The 15022-nt window shown below is 71.0% G+C and carries 17 protein-coding genes and 1 pseudogene; 8 read left to right on the plus strand and 10 right to left on the minus strand.

The features are described 5' to 3' along the window. Positions 1-22 precede the first annotated feature (22 nt). The 3 genes and pseudogenes from ACFY15_RS15735 to ACFY15_RS15745 form a co-directional block, all read right to left on the minus strand. On the minus strand, positions 23-973 hold the full coding sequence (locus ACFY15_RS15735) for an RNA polymerase sigma-70 factor (protein WP_390825619.1): 951 nt from the start codon (positions 971-973) through the stop codon (positions 23-25). A 234-nt stretch (positions 974-1207) separates the two neighbouring features. Next, positions 1208-1381 (minus strand): annotated as a pseudogene (locus ACFY15_RS15740) (NAD-binding protein); the annotation flags it as partial. A gap of 924 nt (positions 1382-2305) precedes the next feature. After that, the gene (locus ACFY15_RS15745) at positions 2306-3310 is read right to left on the minus strand and encodes an alpha/beta fold hydrolase (protein WP_390825620.1); all 1005 of its coding nucleotides are present in this window, start codon (positions 3308-3310) and stop codon (positions 2306-2308) included. 126 nt (positions 3311-3436) lie between these two features. Between ACFY15_RS15745 and ACFY15_RS15750 the strand changes: the two genes are divergently transcribed. Then, on the plus strand, positions 3437-4300 hold the full coding sequence (locus tag ACFY15_RS15750; RefSeq protein WP_390825621.1) for a helix-turn-helix domain-containing protein: 864 nt from the start codon (positions 3437-3439) through the stop codon (positions 4298-4300). A gap of 20 nt (positions 4301-4320) precedes the next feature. On the opposite strand, the gene ACFY15_RS15755 is transcribed toward ACFY15_RS15750, so the two are convergent. The 3 genes from ACFY15_RS15755 to ACFY15_RS15765 all read right to left on the minus strand — a co-directional run bounded on the left by ACFY15_RS15755 (position 4321) and on the right by ACFY15_RS15765 (position 6792). Then, the gene (locus ACFY15_RS15755) at positions 4321-4464 is read right to left on the minus strand and encodes a hypothetical protein (RefSeq protein WP_390825622.1); all 144 of its coding nucleotides are present in this window, start codon (positions 4462-4464) and stop codon (positions 4321-4323) included. Between the two features lie 613 nt (positions 4465-5077). Continuing rightward, the gene (locus tag ACFY15_RS15760; protein ID WP_390825623.1) at positions 5078-6457 is read right to left on the minus strand and encodes an FAD-dependent oxidoreductase; all 1380 of its coding nucleotides are present in this window, start codon (positions 6455-6457) and stop codon (positions 5078-5080) included. Continuing rightward, complete coding sequence (locus tag ACFY15_RS15765; RefSeq protein WP_390825624.1) at positions 6454-6792, minus strand: hypothetical protein; 339 nt, start codon at positions 6790-6792, stop codon at positions 6454-6456. The genes ACFY15_RS15760 and ACFY15_RS15765 overlap by 4 nt, the downstream gene beginning before the upstream one ends. A gap of 166 nt (positions 6793-6958) precedes the next feature. Between ACFY15_RS15765 and ACFY15_RS15770 the strand changes: the two genes are divergently transcribed. Both ACFY15_RS15770 and ACFY15_RS15775 read left to right on the plus strand, forming a co-directional pair. Further along, positions 6959-7327, plus strand: coding sequence for an ArsR/SmtB family transcription factor (locus ACFY15_RS15770; protein ID WP_390825625.1), 369 nt, complete (start codon positions 6959-6961; stop codon positions 7325-7327). Next, positions 7324-7824, plus strand: coding sequence for a GNAT family N-acetyltransferase (locus ACFY15_RS15775; protein WP_390688237.1), 501 nt, complete (start codon positions 7324-7326; stop codon positions 7822-7824). The genes ACFY15_RS15770 and ACFY15_RS15775 overlap by 4 nt, the downstream gene beginning before the upstream one ends. Before the next feature lie 6 nt (positions 7825-7830). Here the strand turns inward: ACFY15_RS15775 and ACFY15_RS15780 are convergent, their stop codons facing one another. The 3 genes from ACFY15_RS15780 to ACFY15_RS15790 are packed head-to-tail and all read right to left on the minus strand — an operon-like array spanning position 7831 to position 10051. Beyond that, positions 7831-8886 carry an ArsO family NAD(P)H-dependent flavin-containing monooxygenase gene (locus ACFY15_RS15780; RefSeq protein ID WP_390825626.1) on the minus strand — a complete coding sequence of 352 codons (1056 nt, stop codon included), beginning with the start codon at positions 8884-8886 and terminating at the stop codon, positions 7831-7833. Continuing rightward, positions 8883-9686, minus strand: coding sequence for an aquaporin (locus ACFY15_RS15785; protein ID WP_390688239.1), 804 nt, complete (start codon positions 9684-9686; stop codon positions 8883-8885). The genes ACFY15_RS15780 and ACFY15_RS15785 overlap by 4 nt, the downstream gene beginning before the upstream one ends. A 50-nt stretch (positions 9687-9736) precedes the next feature. Further along, positions 9737-10051: an ArsR/SmtB family transcription factor gene (locus tag ACFY15_RS15790; RefSeq protein WP_390688240.1), complete on the minus strand. Its 315-nt coding sequence runs from the start codon at positions 10049-10051 to the stop codon at positions 9737-9739. 103 nt (positions 10052-10154) lie between these two features. Here ACFY15_RS15790 and ACFY15_RS15795 point away from each other — a divergent pair, with 103 nt between their 5' ends. Next, positions 10155-10574 (plus strand): arsenate reductase ArsC, encoded by a 420-nt coding sequence (locus tag ACFY15_RS15795; protein ID WP_390688241.1) that lies wholly within the window; start codon positions 10155-10157, stop codon positions 10572-10574. Between the two features lie 402 nt (positions 10575-10976). Here ACFY15_RS15795 and ACFY15_RS15800 read toward each other — a convergent pair whose 3' ends face one another. Further along, positions 10977-12287, minus strand: coding sequence for a LuxR C-terminal-related transcriptional regulator (locus tag ACFY15_RS15800; protein ID WP_390825627.1), 1311 nt, complete (start codon positions 12285-12287; stop codon positions 10977-10979). 168 nt (positions 12288-12455) lie between these two features. Between ACFY15_RS15800 and ACFY15_RS15805 the strand changes: the two genes are divergently transcribed. The 4 genes from ACFY15_RS15805 to ACFY15_RS15820 all read left to right on the plus strand — a co-directional run bounded on the left by ACFY15_RS15805 (position 12456) and on the right by ACFY15_RS15820 (position 14897). Further along, positions 12456-12674, plus strand: coding sequence for a hypothetical protein (locus ACFY15_RS15805; protein WP_390688243.1), 219 nt, complete (start codon positions 12456-12458; stop codon positions 12672-12674). A 242-nt stretch (positions 12675-12916) separates the two neighbouring features. After that, positions 12917-13387 carry a ricin-type beta-trefoil lectin domain protein gene (locus ACFY15_RS15810; RefSeq protein ID WP_390688244.1) on the plus strand — a complete coding sequence of 157 codons (471 nt, stop codon included), beginning with the start codon at positions 12917-12919 and terminating at the stop codon, positions 13385-13387. 37 nt (positions 13388-13424) lie between these two features. After that, positions 13425-13886 (plus strand): ricin-type beta-trefoil lectin domain protein, encoded by a 462-nt coding sequence (locus tag ACFY15_RS15815; RefSeq protein WP_390688245.1) that lies wholly within the window; start codon positions 13425-13427, stop codon positions 13884-13886. 57 nt (positions 13887-13943) lie between these two features. Continuing rightward, entirely contained in the window at positions 13944-14897 is a 954-nt protein-coding gene (locus ACFY15_RS15820) for a ribosome-inactivating family protein (RefSeq protein WP_390688246.1), read from the plus strand. Positions 14898-15022 lie beyond the last annotated feature (125 nt).

The following is a 15022-nucleotide window of genomic DNA, read 5'->3' on the forward strand; positions in this document are numbered from 1 at the left end:
TCGGACAGTGGGGTGTGGCCCTTCATCGCAGGGTGAGTGGGGTCTTGGATGTGATGCGGGTCAGTTTCTGCGGGTTGCGGACGTAGTAGAGGCCGGTGATGTGGGCGTCCTCGACGCGCATCGCGATGACGCCGTCGAGTTCCCCGTCCACGTGCAGGGCCAGTGCGGAGCTGCCGTTGACCATGGTCGCCTCGACGGTGAGCGCGACGTCGTTCCTGGTGAGGCCACCGGTGATGAACCGGGCCACCTTGTCGGCGCCGATGATCGGCCGTGGCGAGGCCTGCTTGATGCCGCCTCCGTCGCTGATGGCCACGACGTCGGGGGCGAGCACGTCGAGCAGGCCCTGCAGGTCACGGGTCTCGAGCGCGCGCCGGAACGCGTCGGCAGCCGCCTCGGCCTGGCGTGCGGTGACCGAGCGGCGCGGACGGCGGGCTTCGACGTGGCGTCGGGCGCGGTGGGCGATCTGGTGCACGGCGGCGGGGGTCTTGTCGAGCGCGGCCGCGATCTCGTCATAGCCGATCCCGAACGCCTCGCGCAGCACGAACACCGCCCGCTCGGCCGGGGTCAGCGTCTCGAGCACGAGCATCAGCGCCATCGACACGCTTTCGGCGAGTTCGACGTCGGCGGCCACATCCGGGGTGGTGAGCAGGGGCTCCGGCAACCAGGGGCCCAGGTACGCCTCCCGGCGGCGTTTCATCGACCGCAGCCGGTTGAACGCCTGACGGGTGGTGATCCGGACCAGGTAGGCGCGGGGCTCCTTGACGTGCGCCGCATCGACCCTGACCCAGCGCAACCAGGTCTCCTGCAGGACGTCGTCGGCGTCGGCCGCCGATCCGAGCAGCTCATAGGCGACGGTGAACAGCAGGCTGCGGTGGGCGACAAACGTTTCCGTCGCCTCGAGGGCGCCGCTGTCACGACCCGCCGCATCGCCGCCGGCCTGCCGCTGCCCACCGGGTTCACGTGTTGTGTCCATTGGTCCTCTCCTGTCTCCGGTTGGTGGCCGCTCGAGCCGGCGCCCCCGGGTCACCGGCGATGTGTCCTACGCGGCCGGTGTCGCCGCGTTGCCGCGCTGGGCGAGCAGCAGGGACGACCTGTGCTTTCCGGCCTTGGGCCAGGAGTGCGACCCGGGCTTGTGGGCCTCGGTCACCAGGTGTTTGACGCTGAAGTCGCAGGACAGCTCCTTGGGCTTCCTGCCGGCGCGCCCGGCGACGACCGCGTCGTGGGTCCCGCCCACCAGCTGGTGCAGACGCAGCCGCGGGACGAAGACCGGGCGCGGGTTGAACACGGTCACGGTCACGTCGTCGCGCTGCGTCAGACGGTTGGCCGCCATCACTCCGGCGTATCCGCCGCCGATCACGACCACTTCGGTGTTCCCGCTCACGGTGTCTCCTTCGCTCTGGGGGCTCGAGCACAAGACACCGCGTCGACGGAGATCCTGACATCGTGTGACGCAGGTCACTTGATCAGCGCTGTCCTCGGTCCATCGCCTGATCGCATCGCCGGTCCGGTCCTGAGGGTGAAGATCAGGGCTGCTCCTCGGCGCCGGGCCCGCGCCGTTGGTCCTCGACTTGCGAGTCGGCCCCATTGAGCGCCGCTGCCAGCCGTGATCCTCGCCGGGAGCCGATCGGGCGTCCGGTTTCAGCGCGCCCGGCGGGTCGGGGTCCGCCCCATGGAGGCGGGCGTGCGACCGAGGAGGCTGCGGGCTGTGCGGGCGAGGTGGGCTTGACCGGCGAAGCCCGCCGACGCGGCGGCCGTGGCCACGGTGGCGCTGGGCAGGACGGCCACGGCGGTCCGCAGGCGCGCAGCTGGGGGTGTGGGTGGCGTACTTCGTCGTGTCCGGCTGCTTCCGCACCCTGGTTCCGCGGTGGCTCGCCCGGCCCGCGCTGCTGGTCGCCGCCGCCGGCGCGGCGGATGCGGGCCTCAGCCATCCCCTCGGCCCGACCAGTCCACCCTTTTCGCACCCCTGCCCCAGCATCAGCGGCGCCGAGTCGTACTGCCGGAGGCGACCCCCTTGCCGGGGAGAGGGCGATGCCCCGCCCCCTGGACGGTGTGGCGTCCGCGAGCCGCTTCGAGCCTCCAGGGCGGCCGTAGGCCGGGGCACGAACGCTCTCGGAGGGGGCGGGGCCCCGGCGGGGGTGTCGGGGACAGAGCCCCTGACGTTCGAAGGCGCGCGCCTGTCAGCGGGTCGGGTTCACCGGGCGTGACCTGTGGCGCGCTACTGGCTCGCTCGATAGGTCGGCCGGGAAGCACGGCCGTTCAGGTGCGGCACACCCGTGCGGGCGGTTGCGGGACCGGCGAGGGGTGATCAGTGTGGCGCGTCCTCCGCGGCGAAACCGTGCAGCAGGGATCCCGTAGCGTCGGGGTCCTCGAACATGGGTGTGTGGCCGACGCCTTCGAGGATCACGATGCGGGCGTTGGGCACCCGGCGGTAGTCCTGCGCGCTGGACGGCTGCCACCGCCGGTCCCGCGAGCCGAAGATCACCAGGGTCGGCAGGCCGAGGCCGGCCAGCCGATCGGGGAGGGGCCTTTCCTTCAGGTAGGCGCTGGACGCCTCGTCGGTGGCGGTGAGACTGCGGTAGGTCATGCCCTGGATGTCCGAGACGATCCGGTCGGGGACCGCCACCTTGCGGGTGAACGCCGTGCTCAGGGCAGCGCGGACGGTGCCGTCAGTGCGCAGCCGCCAGATCAGCTGCCCCACCACCGGTGTGGTCACCAAATTGTCGACGAAACTGCCGCCGATGTACGCGTCCAGCCGGGGGCCGGCGTCGATCAGCGCGATCGCCGCCACCAGGTCGCTCCGCTGCTCGGCCAGCGACGTGGCGACGGCGCCGCCGGTGGAGTGTCCGACGACGATCGCGCGGCGCACCCCGAGCCGGTCGAGCGCGGTCCCGACCCGGCGCGACTGGTCCGCGATGCCGTAGCCGTTGGCCGGTTTGGCCGATCCGCCGTGCCCGAGCAGGTCCACCCGCACCACGTGCAGATCACGCAGGGCCGGCAGCACCGGGGCCCACCAGCTCGTCGAACCGCCAAGGCCGTGGATGAGGACGACGGTGGGCGCGTCGGGCGGGCCGTCCTGCACGACGTTGAGGTCCCCGCCAGGGATGTGCACGAGGTGCCCGCCGGAGGCGTCGGCGCTCTGCGTGAGGACCGACACCGCGTTCAGCGTGAGCAGGGCGGTCAGCACGCCGACGGCCAGCACGGTGATCCGCCTCCGCCGGCTCCGGCTGCGCCGTCCGCGCGGCTTGCCCGGCGGTGTGTCCGGGGGGCTGCAGGCGGGTTGGCGGTGCGGGGCGGTCGTCTTCTCGTCCATGGCTTCTCCTGCCCTTTGGTCGGTGAACGCCATCACTGTCGCGCCGGCCACCGCCGGGTGTATTGGGGAAATGTCCTGCCTCCCGGGCTGGTTGAATTCGCCTCCACCCGCTCGTACCGTTGGGGCATGCAACCTGTCCGCCCCGGGGCCGACTCCACCGCCGCCTGGGAGATCGCGCGGCCGTCGCGGGTCTCCGCGCTGCCCGGCGTCGAGATGGCCGGATTCCGCATAGGCGGCAGCAGCGCGATCGAACTGCGGACCATCCCCCACCCAGCCGTCACCGTGGCCATCGAGTTCGGCGACCGCCCGTTCGACCTCCACGGCGCGGTCGGTCGAACGCGTGGGGACGGCCTGGCCGTTGGGCTCGCCTTCAGCCCCTTCCAGGTGCGCGCCGAGGGCGTCGCGTGTGTACAGATCCGGCTGTCCCCGCCTGTCGCGCAGCCCGTACTCGGCCTACCGCTCGCGGAGCTGTGCGGAGGCGTCATCGCGCTCGACGAGGTGTGGGGCCGCGACGCGGCGCGCCTGCGGGAGCGGCTTCACCATGCGCGGACCTGGCCGGAGCGTTTCGCGCTCGTCGACTCGGAACTGTCCGCCCGGTTCGCCGCCGGCCGGACCGTCGATCCAGAGGTGTCCTGGGCGTGGCGTCAGATCGTCTCCAGCCAGGGACGAACCCGCGTGAGCGACCTCGCGTCCGGGGTCGGGTGGAGCCGGCAGCGCACCTGGGCGCGCTTCGGCTCGCAGATCGGCCTGACTCCCAAACGCGCCGCCATGCTGGTCCGTTTCGACCGCGCCGTTCACCGCCTGGTCCGCGGGCACTCGCCCGCGCGGGTGGCAGCGGACGGCGGCTACGCCGACCAGTCCCACCTGTACCACGACGTCCGCGCGTTCACCGGGGTAACCCCCGCCACCGCCGCGAACGAGCCATGGCTGGCCGCCGACGACAGGGCCTGGCCGGCTGCCGGCCAGCTCGCACACGGCAACTGCTACTGAACTTGAATGCGTGATGTCGGTCAGCTGTCCGTGATCAGGCCGGTGTCGGCCAGGCAGCCGTCGACGCGGTCCGGGCGGTATTGGATCTGCTTGCGCCTGCGGTCGACGGCCCGGGCGATCTGGCCGAGGTCGGCTGCGGCGAGGTTGCCGATGTCGTGATTCACCAGCGACCAGATGCCCTCCTGCGGGTTCAGGTCCGGTGAGCTTGAGCGGCTCGGAAGCTGGAGGCCAGTGGGCCGGTTGGGCGTGGTCGGCGATGAACTCGCGCATCGGTTCGACCGGGTGCCTCCGCAGGTTGTCCCATACGAGTACGATCGGTCCGCCGAGCTGGATGTGGGCCCGCGCCAGCATGTCGCGCAGGTCGCGCCAGCCGATGAGTTGTTCGACACGCGCGTACGACCGCTCGCCGGTGCGGATGCCGAGGTAGGTCCGGCAGGCGGGCTCCGATACCGGCCGGAACTTGCTGGGCTGGTGCTTCACCTCCTGCACGTACATCTCCGCCTTCACCTGCGGTACGTCGGCATCCATCAAGGCCGCGTCCTTGAGCTGGGCCACCGTCAGGGGGACCACCAAGGATGAACTTGCCAGCGATGCGGGGCCGCCGGTCGCGCCGGAGGTGTGCCCCCCTGCCCCCGAGGAAGCCAGTCCCCCGGCGAGGGCGAGAACGCCCCCCAGCTGGGGATCTGCGTGGCACACAGGGCGGGCAGCACGGCGCGTGGCCGCGACCGGACCCCCGTCCTGGTCGCGCGGCCACGCCGGCCTCGGTATGCGCCACCGTCAGCAGCCGCCGGAGGAATCCGCAGCGGCTGGGGCGCCGATGGTGAGCGTGGCCGGCGCCGCGCAGCAGCCGCCGCCGTCTCCATCGCTCTGCCCGGTGGTCTCGAGCTGGTCGAAGAGGCCAGCGCCGCCGCACACGCCGGTCTCCGGCAGGGTCAGCTCGACGCGCTCGGCGGCCTCGTGGTCGCCGGCGAGGTGGGCGGCAATCGAGCGGACCTGCTCGTAGCCGGTCATGGCCAGGAACGTCGGGGCGCGGCCGTAGGACTTCATGCCCACGAGGTAGACGTCCTTCTCCGGGTGGGACAGCTCGGCCTGGCCGTGGGGGTGGACGGTTCCGCAGGAGTGCTGGTTGGGGTCAATCAGCGGCGCCAGGACGAGCGGGGCCTGGAGGCGCTCGTCCAGGCCCAGGCGGAGCTCGTCCAGGAAGGACAGGTCGGGGCGGAACCCGGTCAGCACGATGACCTCGTCCACCGCGTCCAGGCGGCGCCCGTCCTCGCCGACCAGGACCAGACGGTGGTCGGTGTCCCGCTCGAAGGCATCGGTGCGGAAGGCGGTGACCGCGTCCGCGTACCCGCCGTCCACCGCGGCCTTGGCAGCGAGGCCGAGGGCGCCGCGGGCGGGCAGCTGGTCGGCGTCACCGCCGCCGAACGTGGAGCCGGAGATGCCGCGGCGCAGGATCCAGGTGGCGTGCGTGCCGATGCCGTCGTCGGTCTTGGCGAGGTCGGCGAGGTAGGCGAGGGCGGTGAAGGCGGAGGCGCCGGAGCCGATGACGGCGGTGCGCTTGCCCGCGTATCGGGCGCGGACGGCGGGGTCGGTGAGGTCGGGGACGCGGTAGGCGATGCGGTCGGCGGCCGCCTTCTCTCCCAGGGCGGCGAGGCCGCTTGCGCCGGCGGGGCTCGGGGTGGACCAGGTGCCGGAGGCGTCGATCACCGCGCGGGCGAACAGGCGCTCCTCGCGGCCGTCGTGTGTCTTGGTGTGGACGGTGAAGGGCTGGGCGTCGCGGTCGGCGTCGACGATCCGGTCCCGCCCGGAGCGGGAGACGCCGGTGACGCGCGCCCCGTAGCGGACGCGGCCGCCCAGGGCATCGGCGAGGGGCTGGAGGTAGAGGGCGGCCCAGTCCCCGCCGGTGGGGTAGGTGGCCGGGTCGGGCTTCGTCCAGCCGGTGGGGGCCAGGAGCTTCTCGGCGGCCGGGTCGACCACTTCACCCCAGGTGGAGAACAGGCGCACGTGCGACCACTCGCGGGTCGCGGTCCCGGCGTGGGGGCCGGCCTCGATGACGAGGAAGTCCAGGCCGCGCTCGTGGAGGTGGGCGGCCGCGGCCAGGCCGGCGGGGCCGGCCCCGATCACGACGACGGGCAGGTCGGTGGTGGTCTCGCTCATGGCGTCTCTCCGGGGTCTTCGTACAGCGGGCGGGTGGGTGGGGCAGGTGGGGCGGGCTCGGGTGGTCGGCAGCAGCCGGCGCCGGTGGCGACGGCTTCCCGCTTGGCCTGCGGAGCGCAGCAGGACCCGGCGGCCTCCGCGTCATCGCCGGTGCCGCAGCACGGCGAGGACGGGGCGGACGGGGCGGGGACCGTCTCGCCGGGCGCCTGCGCGGGTGCCGAGACGCAATAGGCGGCCGTCGTCTCAGTGCGGTTCGGGGTGGCGGGTACGGGCTGCTCGTTCACGACGACCTCCTCCGTGTTTCGATACTTGTCGATGTCCTGCGTGATCAGCATGGCAGCTGATTTGACAAGCGTCAACATAGGCATTCGTCTAATCAAGGGGAGCCGAGCGCCGCGGGGCGTGGACTTGTGCGCACCAGGCGCCCGCGGGCTCGCCGCACACCACCCGTCGAAGCCGTCCGCCCTACCGGGTTGATTCGACACGTGTCAACATAGACGTATGTCGAACGTGAAGGTCCTGCCGCTCCTGGAGCCCGACGTCGCCGCGTGCTGCCCCCCGCTGAACGAGCGCCCCATGTCCGCCGACGAGGCCGAGGTCGCGGCGAAGATGTTCAAGGCACTCGGTGACCCGGTCCGGCTGCGCCTGTTCTCCGCCGTCGCCTCCCACGAGGGCGGAGAAGCGTGCGTCTGCGACATCTCCGATGTCGGCGTCTCACAGCCGACGGTCTCCCACCACCTGAAGAAGCTGAAGGAGGCCGGGCTGCTCTCCTCCGAGCGACGCGGGACGTGGGTGTACTACAAGGTCGAGCCCTCCGTACTCGCCGCCATGGGCGCCCTGCTGTCCGGCGCCGCCAAGGCCACCGCGTGAGCCCGGTGGTCCGGATCGAAGCGCTGCTGCCCGAGCACGCCGAGCAAGTCCTGGCGATCTACCAGGCCGGGATCGACGAGGGCAACGCCACCTTCGAGACCCAGGCCCCGGACTGGGCATCGTTCGACAAGGCCAAGCTGCCCCGGCACCGCTTCGTCGCCCTGGACGACGCCGGCACCGTGCTGGGCTGGGTGGCGGCCGGCGCCGTCTCCGACCGGTGCGCGTACGCCGGCGTGGTCGAGCACTCCGTCTACGTCCACCCCGACGCCCGCGGCCAGGGCATCGCCCGCGCACTGCTGGACGCCCTGATCGCCTCCACCGAGGCCGTGGGCATCTGGACGATCCAGTCCGGGATCTTCCCCGAGAACACCGCCAGTCTCACCCTCCACCAGCGAGCCGGCTTCCGCATCATCGGCACCCGCGAGCGCATCGGCCGCCACCACGGCGCGTGGCGGGATGTCGTCCTGCTGGAACGCCGCAGCACCGTGGTGGTGTGAGGCCGGTCAGCTGAGCAGGGCTCGGATGTCGAGGGCGGCGTCGCGGGCCGTCCGTCCCACTCCGATCAGGGTGGCGGAGGCCGGGCCGGTCCAGTCGCCGTAGCCGAGAAAGTGCAGCCGCGGGTCGTCCGCGGCGCGGGTGCCGGTGGTGGGGATGTGGCCGCGGGTGCCGCGCAGGCGCAGGGCGGCGACGTGAGCGAGGGCGGGGCGGAAGCCGGTGCACCAGATGACCGCGTCGGCGTCCTGGCGGGTGCCGTCCGCCCACTGCGGGCCGGTGGCGGTGAGGCTGGTGAACATCGGGCGGGCGGCCAGGAGTCCGGCGTCACGTGCCGCGCGCACCGGGGGTACAGCGACGATGTCGCCGAGGGAGGCGACGCCACCGGTGTCGTTGCGGCCTTCGTCGAGTGCGCGGCGGCGGGCGGTCGCCACGTCGAAGAGGGCGCGGCCGTCGATGTCGTCGGCCAGGTAGCGCGGCGGGCGCTGCGTCACCCAGGTCACGGCCGCGTGGCCGGTGAGGTCGGCGGCGATCTGCGCGCCGGAGTTGCCACCGCCCACCACGACCACCCGCTGCCCCGCGAACTCGGCAGGGCCGGCGTACTGGACGGTGTGGAGCTGGCGGCCGGCGAACGCGTGGCGGCCCGCGAGCGCGGGGACGAAGGGCCGCGACCAGGTGCCGGTCGCGCTCACGACGGCGCGGGCCCGCCAGGTGCCGAAGCCGGTCTCGACCCGCAGCAGGGCGCCCTCGTCGTGAACGGCGTCCACCCGAACCCCGTGCTGGACGGGGAGTTCGTAGCGCTTCTCGTAGTCAGCCAAGTAGGCAGCCACGTGCGCGGCATCAGGGTAGAGCCGGCCCTTCTGTACAGGCATGAGACGGCCCGGCAGCGAGGAGTAGGCGGCCGGGGAGAACAGGCGCAGGGACTCCCACATGTACTGCCACGCCCCGCCTGGCGCCGTCTGGGCGTCGAGGATGACGTGCTCGATTCCGAGGCGGCGCAGGTGGTAGCCGGCGGCGAGCCCAGCCTGCCCGCCGCCAACCACCACCACATCCGTTTGCTGCGTCATTCCGGCGAGGACTCCTCAGCGGCCTTGCCGTGCTTGCCGTTCATGAAGATCAGCGCAACCAGCGCCAGGCCGGCCACGGCACCGAGAAGCTGCATGCCGATGAACGCGGGCACGGAGGCCGGGGCGATGCCGGCGAAGGTGTCCGTGAAGGCCCGGCCGATCGTGACCGCGGGGTTCGCGAAGGAGGTGGAGGAGGTGAACCAGTACGCCGCCCCGATGTAGGAGGCGACCGCGACAGGCGCGAAGCGCAGCCGGTCGGTCTTGGCCAGGCCGAAAATCAGCAGGATCAGGCCCGCGGTCGCCACGACCTCGCCGAGGAGGAGGTTGCCGGCGGAGCGGTCGTGGGTGGACCACTTCACCAGCGGCTCGCCGAACATCGCGTCCGCCAGGATCGCGCCGCCGATCGCGCCGGCGATCTGCGAGGGGACGTAGACGGCGAGTTCGCGGGCATTGACTCCGGCGCCGCCGCGGCGGGCCGTCCACCACTCGGCCAGCGTGACGGCCGGGTTGAAGTGTGCGCCGGAGACCGGCCCGAGGAGTGCGATCAGGACGCCGAGGCCGAAGACGGTGGCGGTGGAGTTGGCCAGCAGTTGCAGCGCGACGTCGCCGGTCAGCTTCGTGGCCTGGATGCCGGAGCCGACCACGATCGCGACCAGGGCGGCAGTGCCGACCAGCTCGGCGGCGGCGCGGGCGACCAGCGGAGTACGGGGCGGAGTCGCGCCGGGCGCGGGCTGGGGCGCGTCGGCGGCTATGACGGACTGAGCTGCGGGGGCAGCGCCGACGGGCTCGGTGGCGGTCACGACGTGTTCTCCTCGGGCAGGTGAGGCGGGGCGGGCAAGGCCGCGGGACCCTAGGGGCAGGACCGCTTGAGGTTCGCTTCCGCGGTGGCTCGCACGGTCTTCGCGAGGTCGGCGAACTGACCGGCGAGAGCTTCGATGACCTCCGGGCGCAGCCGGTAGTAGATGAACCTCCCGCACGGCTCGGTGTCCACGAACCCGGCCTCGCGCAGCACCTTCATGTGGTTGGAGAGGTTCGTCTGCTTGGCACCCGTCTCCTCCACGAGGTGGGTGGTGCACAGCGTCTCCTGGGCGAGGAGAGTCACGATCTTGAGCCTGAGCGGGTCGGCCAGAACCCGGATCAGATCAGTGTCGACTGACGTCATCATCCGCTGATACTGTCACATCACTGAAGACTGATACCAGCCCTGGCTGAACCATGCCGCCGCCCGCCGGCGTGCCGCAGTCGCCTGCCACCCCAAGGAAGAGCCGATGCCCGCGAACCCGCTCGCGTCCGTCCTGTTCGTCTGCATCCACAACGCCGGCCGCTCCCAGATGGCCGCCGGCTTCCTGCGCCACCTCGCCGGCGACCGCGTCGAGGTCCGCTCCGCCGGCTCCATGCCCGGCAGCCAGATCAACCCCTCCGCGGTCGCCGCCATGGCCGAGCTCGGCATCGACATCTCCGGCCAGACCCCCAAGGTGCTCACCCCTGAGGCGGCCCAGGCGTCGGACTACATCATCACCATGGGCTGCGGCGACGCCTGCCCGTACTTCCCCGGCAAGACCTACCTCGACTGGCAGCTCGAAGACCCCGCCGGCCAGGGCGTCGAGGCCGTCCGCCCCATCCGCGACGAGATCAAGAACCTCATCGAGGGCCTCATCGCCGAGATCGACGCCAAGCAGCAGGCGTAAGCAGAGCACCGCCCGGCCGGGGCACACACCCCGGCCGCGCAGGACAGTCCTCCCCCGTGAGGCACGACCCTGCCCCGACACCAGACCAGGCGGTCACCTCGAGGCGGCCGGCTCCTTCCCCGTACGGCTGCGGACCAGGTCCGCACACCTCAGTCCGCCGCCAGGGTGGCACTCCATCACCGGGCCGGCTGCGTCCCCGTGTTCGGCGCACCAGGACGCCGGGACCAGGCCGTCGCAGTCGTACCGGCGGCAGGCGCACGCCTCCGCCGAGCCGGCTTGCGGCACCCCGTGGCGGACCAGGCCCCCATGACCGCGTACGTCTTCCTCGGTGCGCTCTGGCGAAGGACGCACTGGTGCCGGGCAGGGGTTTCGTCACGCGGGCGGTGGGTTTCGTGACGGTCGTCAGGCGCCGGCCCGTTTCGTTGCCTCCCCGGGGGACCTTCGCGCGCGGTACGCGCGGGAGCGGCAACTGGGGGAGCAGTAGCGGGCTGGCCGTCCGGTGGCCTGCCCCTGGGGTCGTGTGGGCAGGGCTTGGCCGCAGGCCGGGCACGCGGGGGCGGGGCCGGGCCGGGCGGTTTCCAGGGCCGGGTGGACGGCGTCCACTGGGGTTTTCAGCGGGGCTGCCATCGGGGCTGCGGGTGCGGGTGCGGGTGCGGGTGCCGGGTGGTGGGTGAGGAGGCCCTGGCGTTCGGCGATGACGCCCGCTTCGAAGCGGCTGTGTGCGCCGAGGGTCTCGAGGAGTTCGGAGACGTGCCGCCGGCAGGTGCGCAGCGAGATGCCGAGGCGGCGGGCGATGGTGTCGTCCTTGAGCCCCTTGGCGAGCATCACGAGGATGGTCTGCTTCATGGCCTGGGAGACGCCCTGTGCGGCGTGCGGGCCGCTGGCGTAGGGCGTGGCCTGGGCCCAGTCGCGTTCGAAGACGTCCAGGAGGTACGCGAGGAGGTCGGGTTCGCGGATGATCAGGGCGCCGCCGGACCGGGCCGGGAGCAGGGCCAGGGCCTGGTCCACGATGATCATCTGGGGGAGGACTTCGGGCAGGGTGCGGATCTGGGCGCCGGCGGCGACGAGGCGTTCGGCGTGGGTGCGGGTGGGCTGGTCGAAGCGGGTGGCGTGCTGGTAGAGGCTGCGCATGCGGATGCCGCGGGCGAGGAGGGCCAGGTCTCGGGGGAGGGCTTCGCGCAGGGCCGCGACAGGGAAGGAGCCACCGTGCTTGGAGACCAGGACTTCGCTGCGGCAGGAGTCGATGATGTCGGTGAGCCGGGTCCGGACGGCGAACTTGTCGGGCAGGTGGTCGATCGTGCCTTGGGGGAAGGCGTGCTGGCGGGCCTGGAGGTAGACGGGCGTGAGGGCCGCGAGCCCGTCCTGTTCCTGCTGGATGCGGTGGCGTTGGGTGCGCAGGGCCTCCTCCTGTGCGCGTAACGCGGCGTCGCGGTCGGCGAGCAGGCGGCTCGCGGCGGCCTGCGGACTGACCGGCTGCCAGCGCACGTCCGGATTCCCGGGGGCGGCGGGGAGCTCTTGGAGGAGGCAGGCACCCAGGAGGGAGTCCAGTGCCCGGGCGGCCTCGAGGTCGTCGATGCCGGTCTCCGCCGCGGCCCGGGCCAGCGTGTCGCGGGTGAGGTGGGCATGGACGACGGTCCAGCGGTAGAGCAGCACCGCGGCGCCGTCGAGGCCCGGTATGCCCGCCGACCCGCTGTCAACTGCTGGTACGTCCACGTAATCCCTCCTAAAAGTGCATGGCACACAGATGATCCCCCGGAGGTCTGCCGCGCCCGTCACCGGGTTGACACAGTGGTGATCACAGCCGGCCGGGACGGGCGGCGGTGCACAGATGACCACACCGGCGGAGTGACCGCCGCCGGGTGACAGCAGGAGTTGACGCACATGCGGGGAAACACGCGCCGGGCACTGGTGGCCCTCGTACTGGCCGCGGGGATCGGGATGGGCGGCCTCGCCGCTTCCGCTGCAGCCGCTGCTTCGGAGGTGCCCGGGACCGGGCACCGGGTCGGCGCCGGCGTGGAGATCCCGGGGATCGACCCTGGCAAGGACTGCATCGTGACCACCGCGTGGGGCGACGCCATCTGCCCGGCTCGGCAGTACTAGACCTCCCGGAGGACCGGGAGAGAGTCCGTGCGGCGGTTCCCATCCTCCCTGGGTTGGGTGGTCGTGGGCCCTGTCCCGATTCAGCCGTACGCGCAGCATGCACGGCACAGAGGCCCTGGCACAACGGCCTGACACACGAACGAACGCAGCGCCCGGACGCCGCCGTCGACCGGCGGTGCCCAGGCGCCGTTTCCAGAGGCGTGCAAGGTCCCGAATGAAAGTCCGACGAAACGGAGATCCACGTGGGCAAGAAGAGATTCGCGTTGTGCAGCACTGCCGTTGCGGCAGCCTGCCTCGCGGCACTCGCCACCCCGGCCCATGCCGCATCCGGTGTGGCCTTCAAGGACAGGCAGACCGGCCTGTGCCTCGACGGAGATACCAAGGGGAACATTTACACCCATGCGTGCGGCGGGGACAACCCTTATCAGCACTGGGTCCTGACCCCCGTCTCCGCTACCGACACGTTTCAGATGCGCAGCGTCAAAACCGGACTGTGCCTCTCCGGCTTCGGGCCGGGCCGGAATGAGGTATACGGAGTTCGCTGCAACTCCACGGAGTACGCGCAGCGGTGGCAGCGATGGTATATCGACGAAAACGTGAGTGCCCTCGTCAATTACGAGAACAAGTACGCGTTGGACTCCGATGCCAAGGGGTCAACGTATGTGTCGATTTTCGGCACGGGCAACCCTTACATGCAGTGGATCATGCAGTAGGGCTTCGGCATTCTCGCGCAAAGAACGGAACAACTTGATGAAGTTCAGAAACGGCCTCATCGGCGGTGTCCTCACTGCCGTCTTTGCCGCGGCCCTGACGGTTCCGGCGGCGGCCATCGACGGTGTGGCACTGCAGAACGAGAAGACCGGGCTCTGCCTCGACGGAGATTTCCAGGGGAACATTTACACCAAGGACTGCGGATCGACCAATCCCTACCAGCACTGGATGCTGCACACCGGTGATTGGTACAGAGACGTCATGATCCAGAGCACCAAGACGGGCCGCTGTCTGGCGGCGAAGGGATCGTCCGTCATCGGCGCCGCCTGTAATGCGCAGGACCGCTCTCAGCAGTGGGCCAACACCTGGGTGCGCGACGGGGTCTACGCGATGGTCAACGAATCGTCCGGGACCGCGCTCGACTCCGACTACAAGGGCAACGCGTACGTGCACGAGTACGGGCGCGACAACCCCTACCAGCACTGGTACCGCACCAGCTGATCAGCCCCGCGGAACATCGAGCGCCATACCCGGCACAGGAAAGAAGAAGACCCGTACATGCATACGACCATTACGCGCGACATCGTTCGGAGGATCACGCTCGCCCTGGCGCTTCTAGGGGCCGTGCTGTCCACTCTGCTCGCTGCCCCGACGGCCTCCGCCCTTCCGCGCCCCGGCATCAACCCCGTCGACTGGGACATCACGTCGATGGTCAACGTGGGTGCGAACGCCCAGGAAATCGCGGGCCGGTACGAGGAAATGATCCGGGAGTTCCGCGAGATAGCGCACAGCGCGAGCACCGGAACCGGGAATTCGGCGGTGACGTCTGCCGTGGCCAACCGCATCATCGAGCTGAGGATCATCGACCGCAACACGCCTCCTGGACAGGTCAGAGGGCATCAGGTCTCCTTGTACTTCCGATCCGACAACCTGTACCTCATGGGGTTCTGGTCGGCGAACGGAGTGCAGGGGCATCTGAACACGCATTACGCCTTCAATGACTTCCAGGGCCTCATGCAGCAGAACATCCGGGCCGCCGGCTTCCCGACGGTCAATGTCGACAGCCTGGGAATCGGGAGCAACTACGCCGGACGCGGGAATCTCGACGCCGGGGACCGGGGCCAGCGCAACGTCAGCGCGGGCGACATCCTCCGCTCCATCAACGTCCTGCGCCGGCTCGGTGGCGAGAACTACAACCAGGCCAACATGCAGGCTGCGCTGACCCAGTTGATTCAGGTGACCGCCGAGTCCGTGCGATTCGACGTCATCGCCCGCCACCACGCGACCAACATGCGGCTCGTCCGCGGGAACCCCATCGGGATCCTGGTGGAACTGGAGAACCTGTGGGGCCCGCTCTCCCGTTGGGTGAACACCTACTTCCCGGGCCGTCAGCTCACCATCACCGTTCTCGGTCAGACGTACACGAATCCGCTGCTGCTGAACCTGCAGCCCGCGGGTAATCCCGGACAGGGGCCGGGACTCGGATACATGATGTTCCAGGGCGGCGCCTGACCCTCCAGCTGGCCTTTCCACCCCTGTCAGAGGTCGGTATCGGTACTTTTCGATCAGACCGCTATGCGTTTGGCTGTTTTGCCCGCTTCATAGCGGGTGACGGACTGCTTGTTCCTCGAGCCGAA

The sequence above is a fragment of the Streptomyces sp. NPDC001373 genome (assembly GCF_042895815.1).
Taxonomy (GTDB): Bacteria; Actinomycetota; Actinomycetes; order Streptomycetales; family Streptomycetaceae; genus Streptomyces.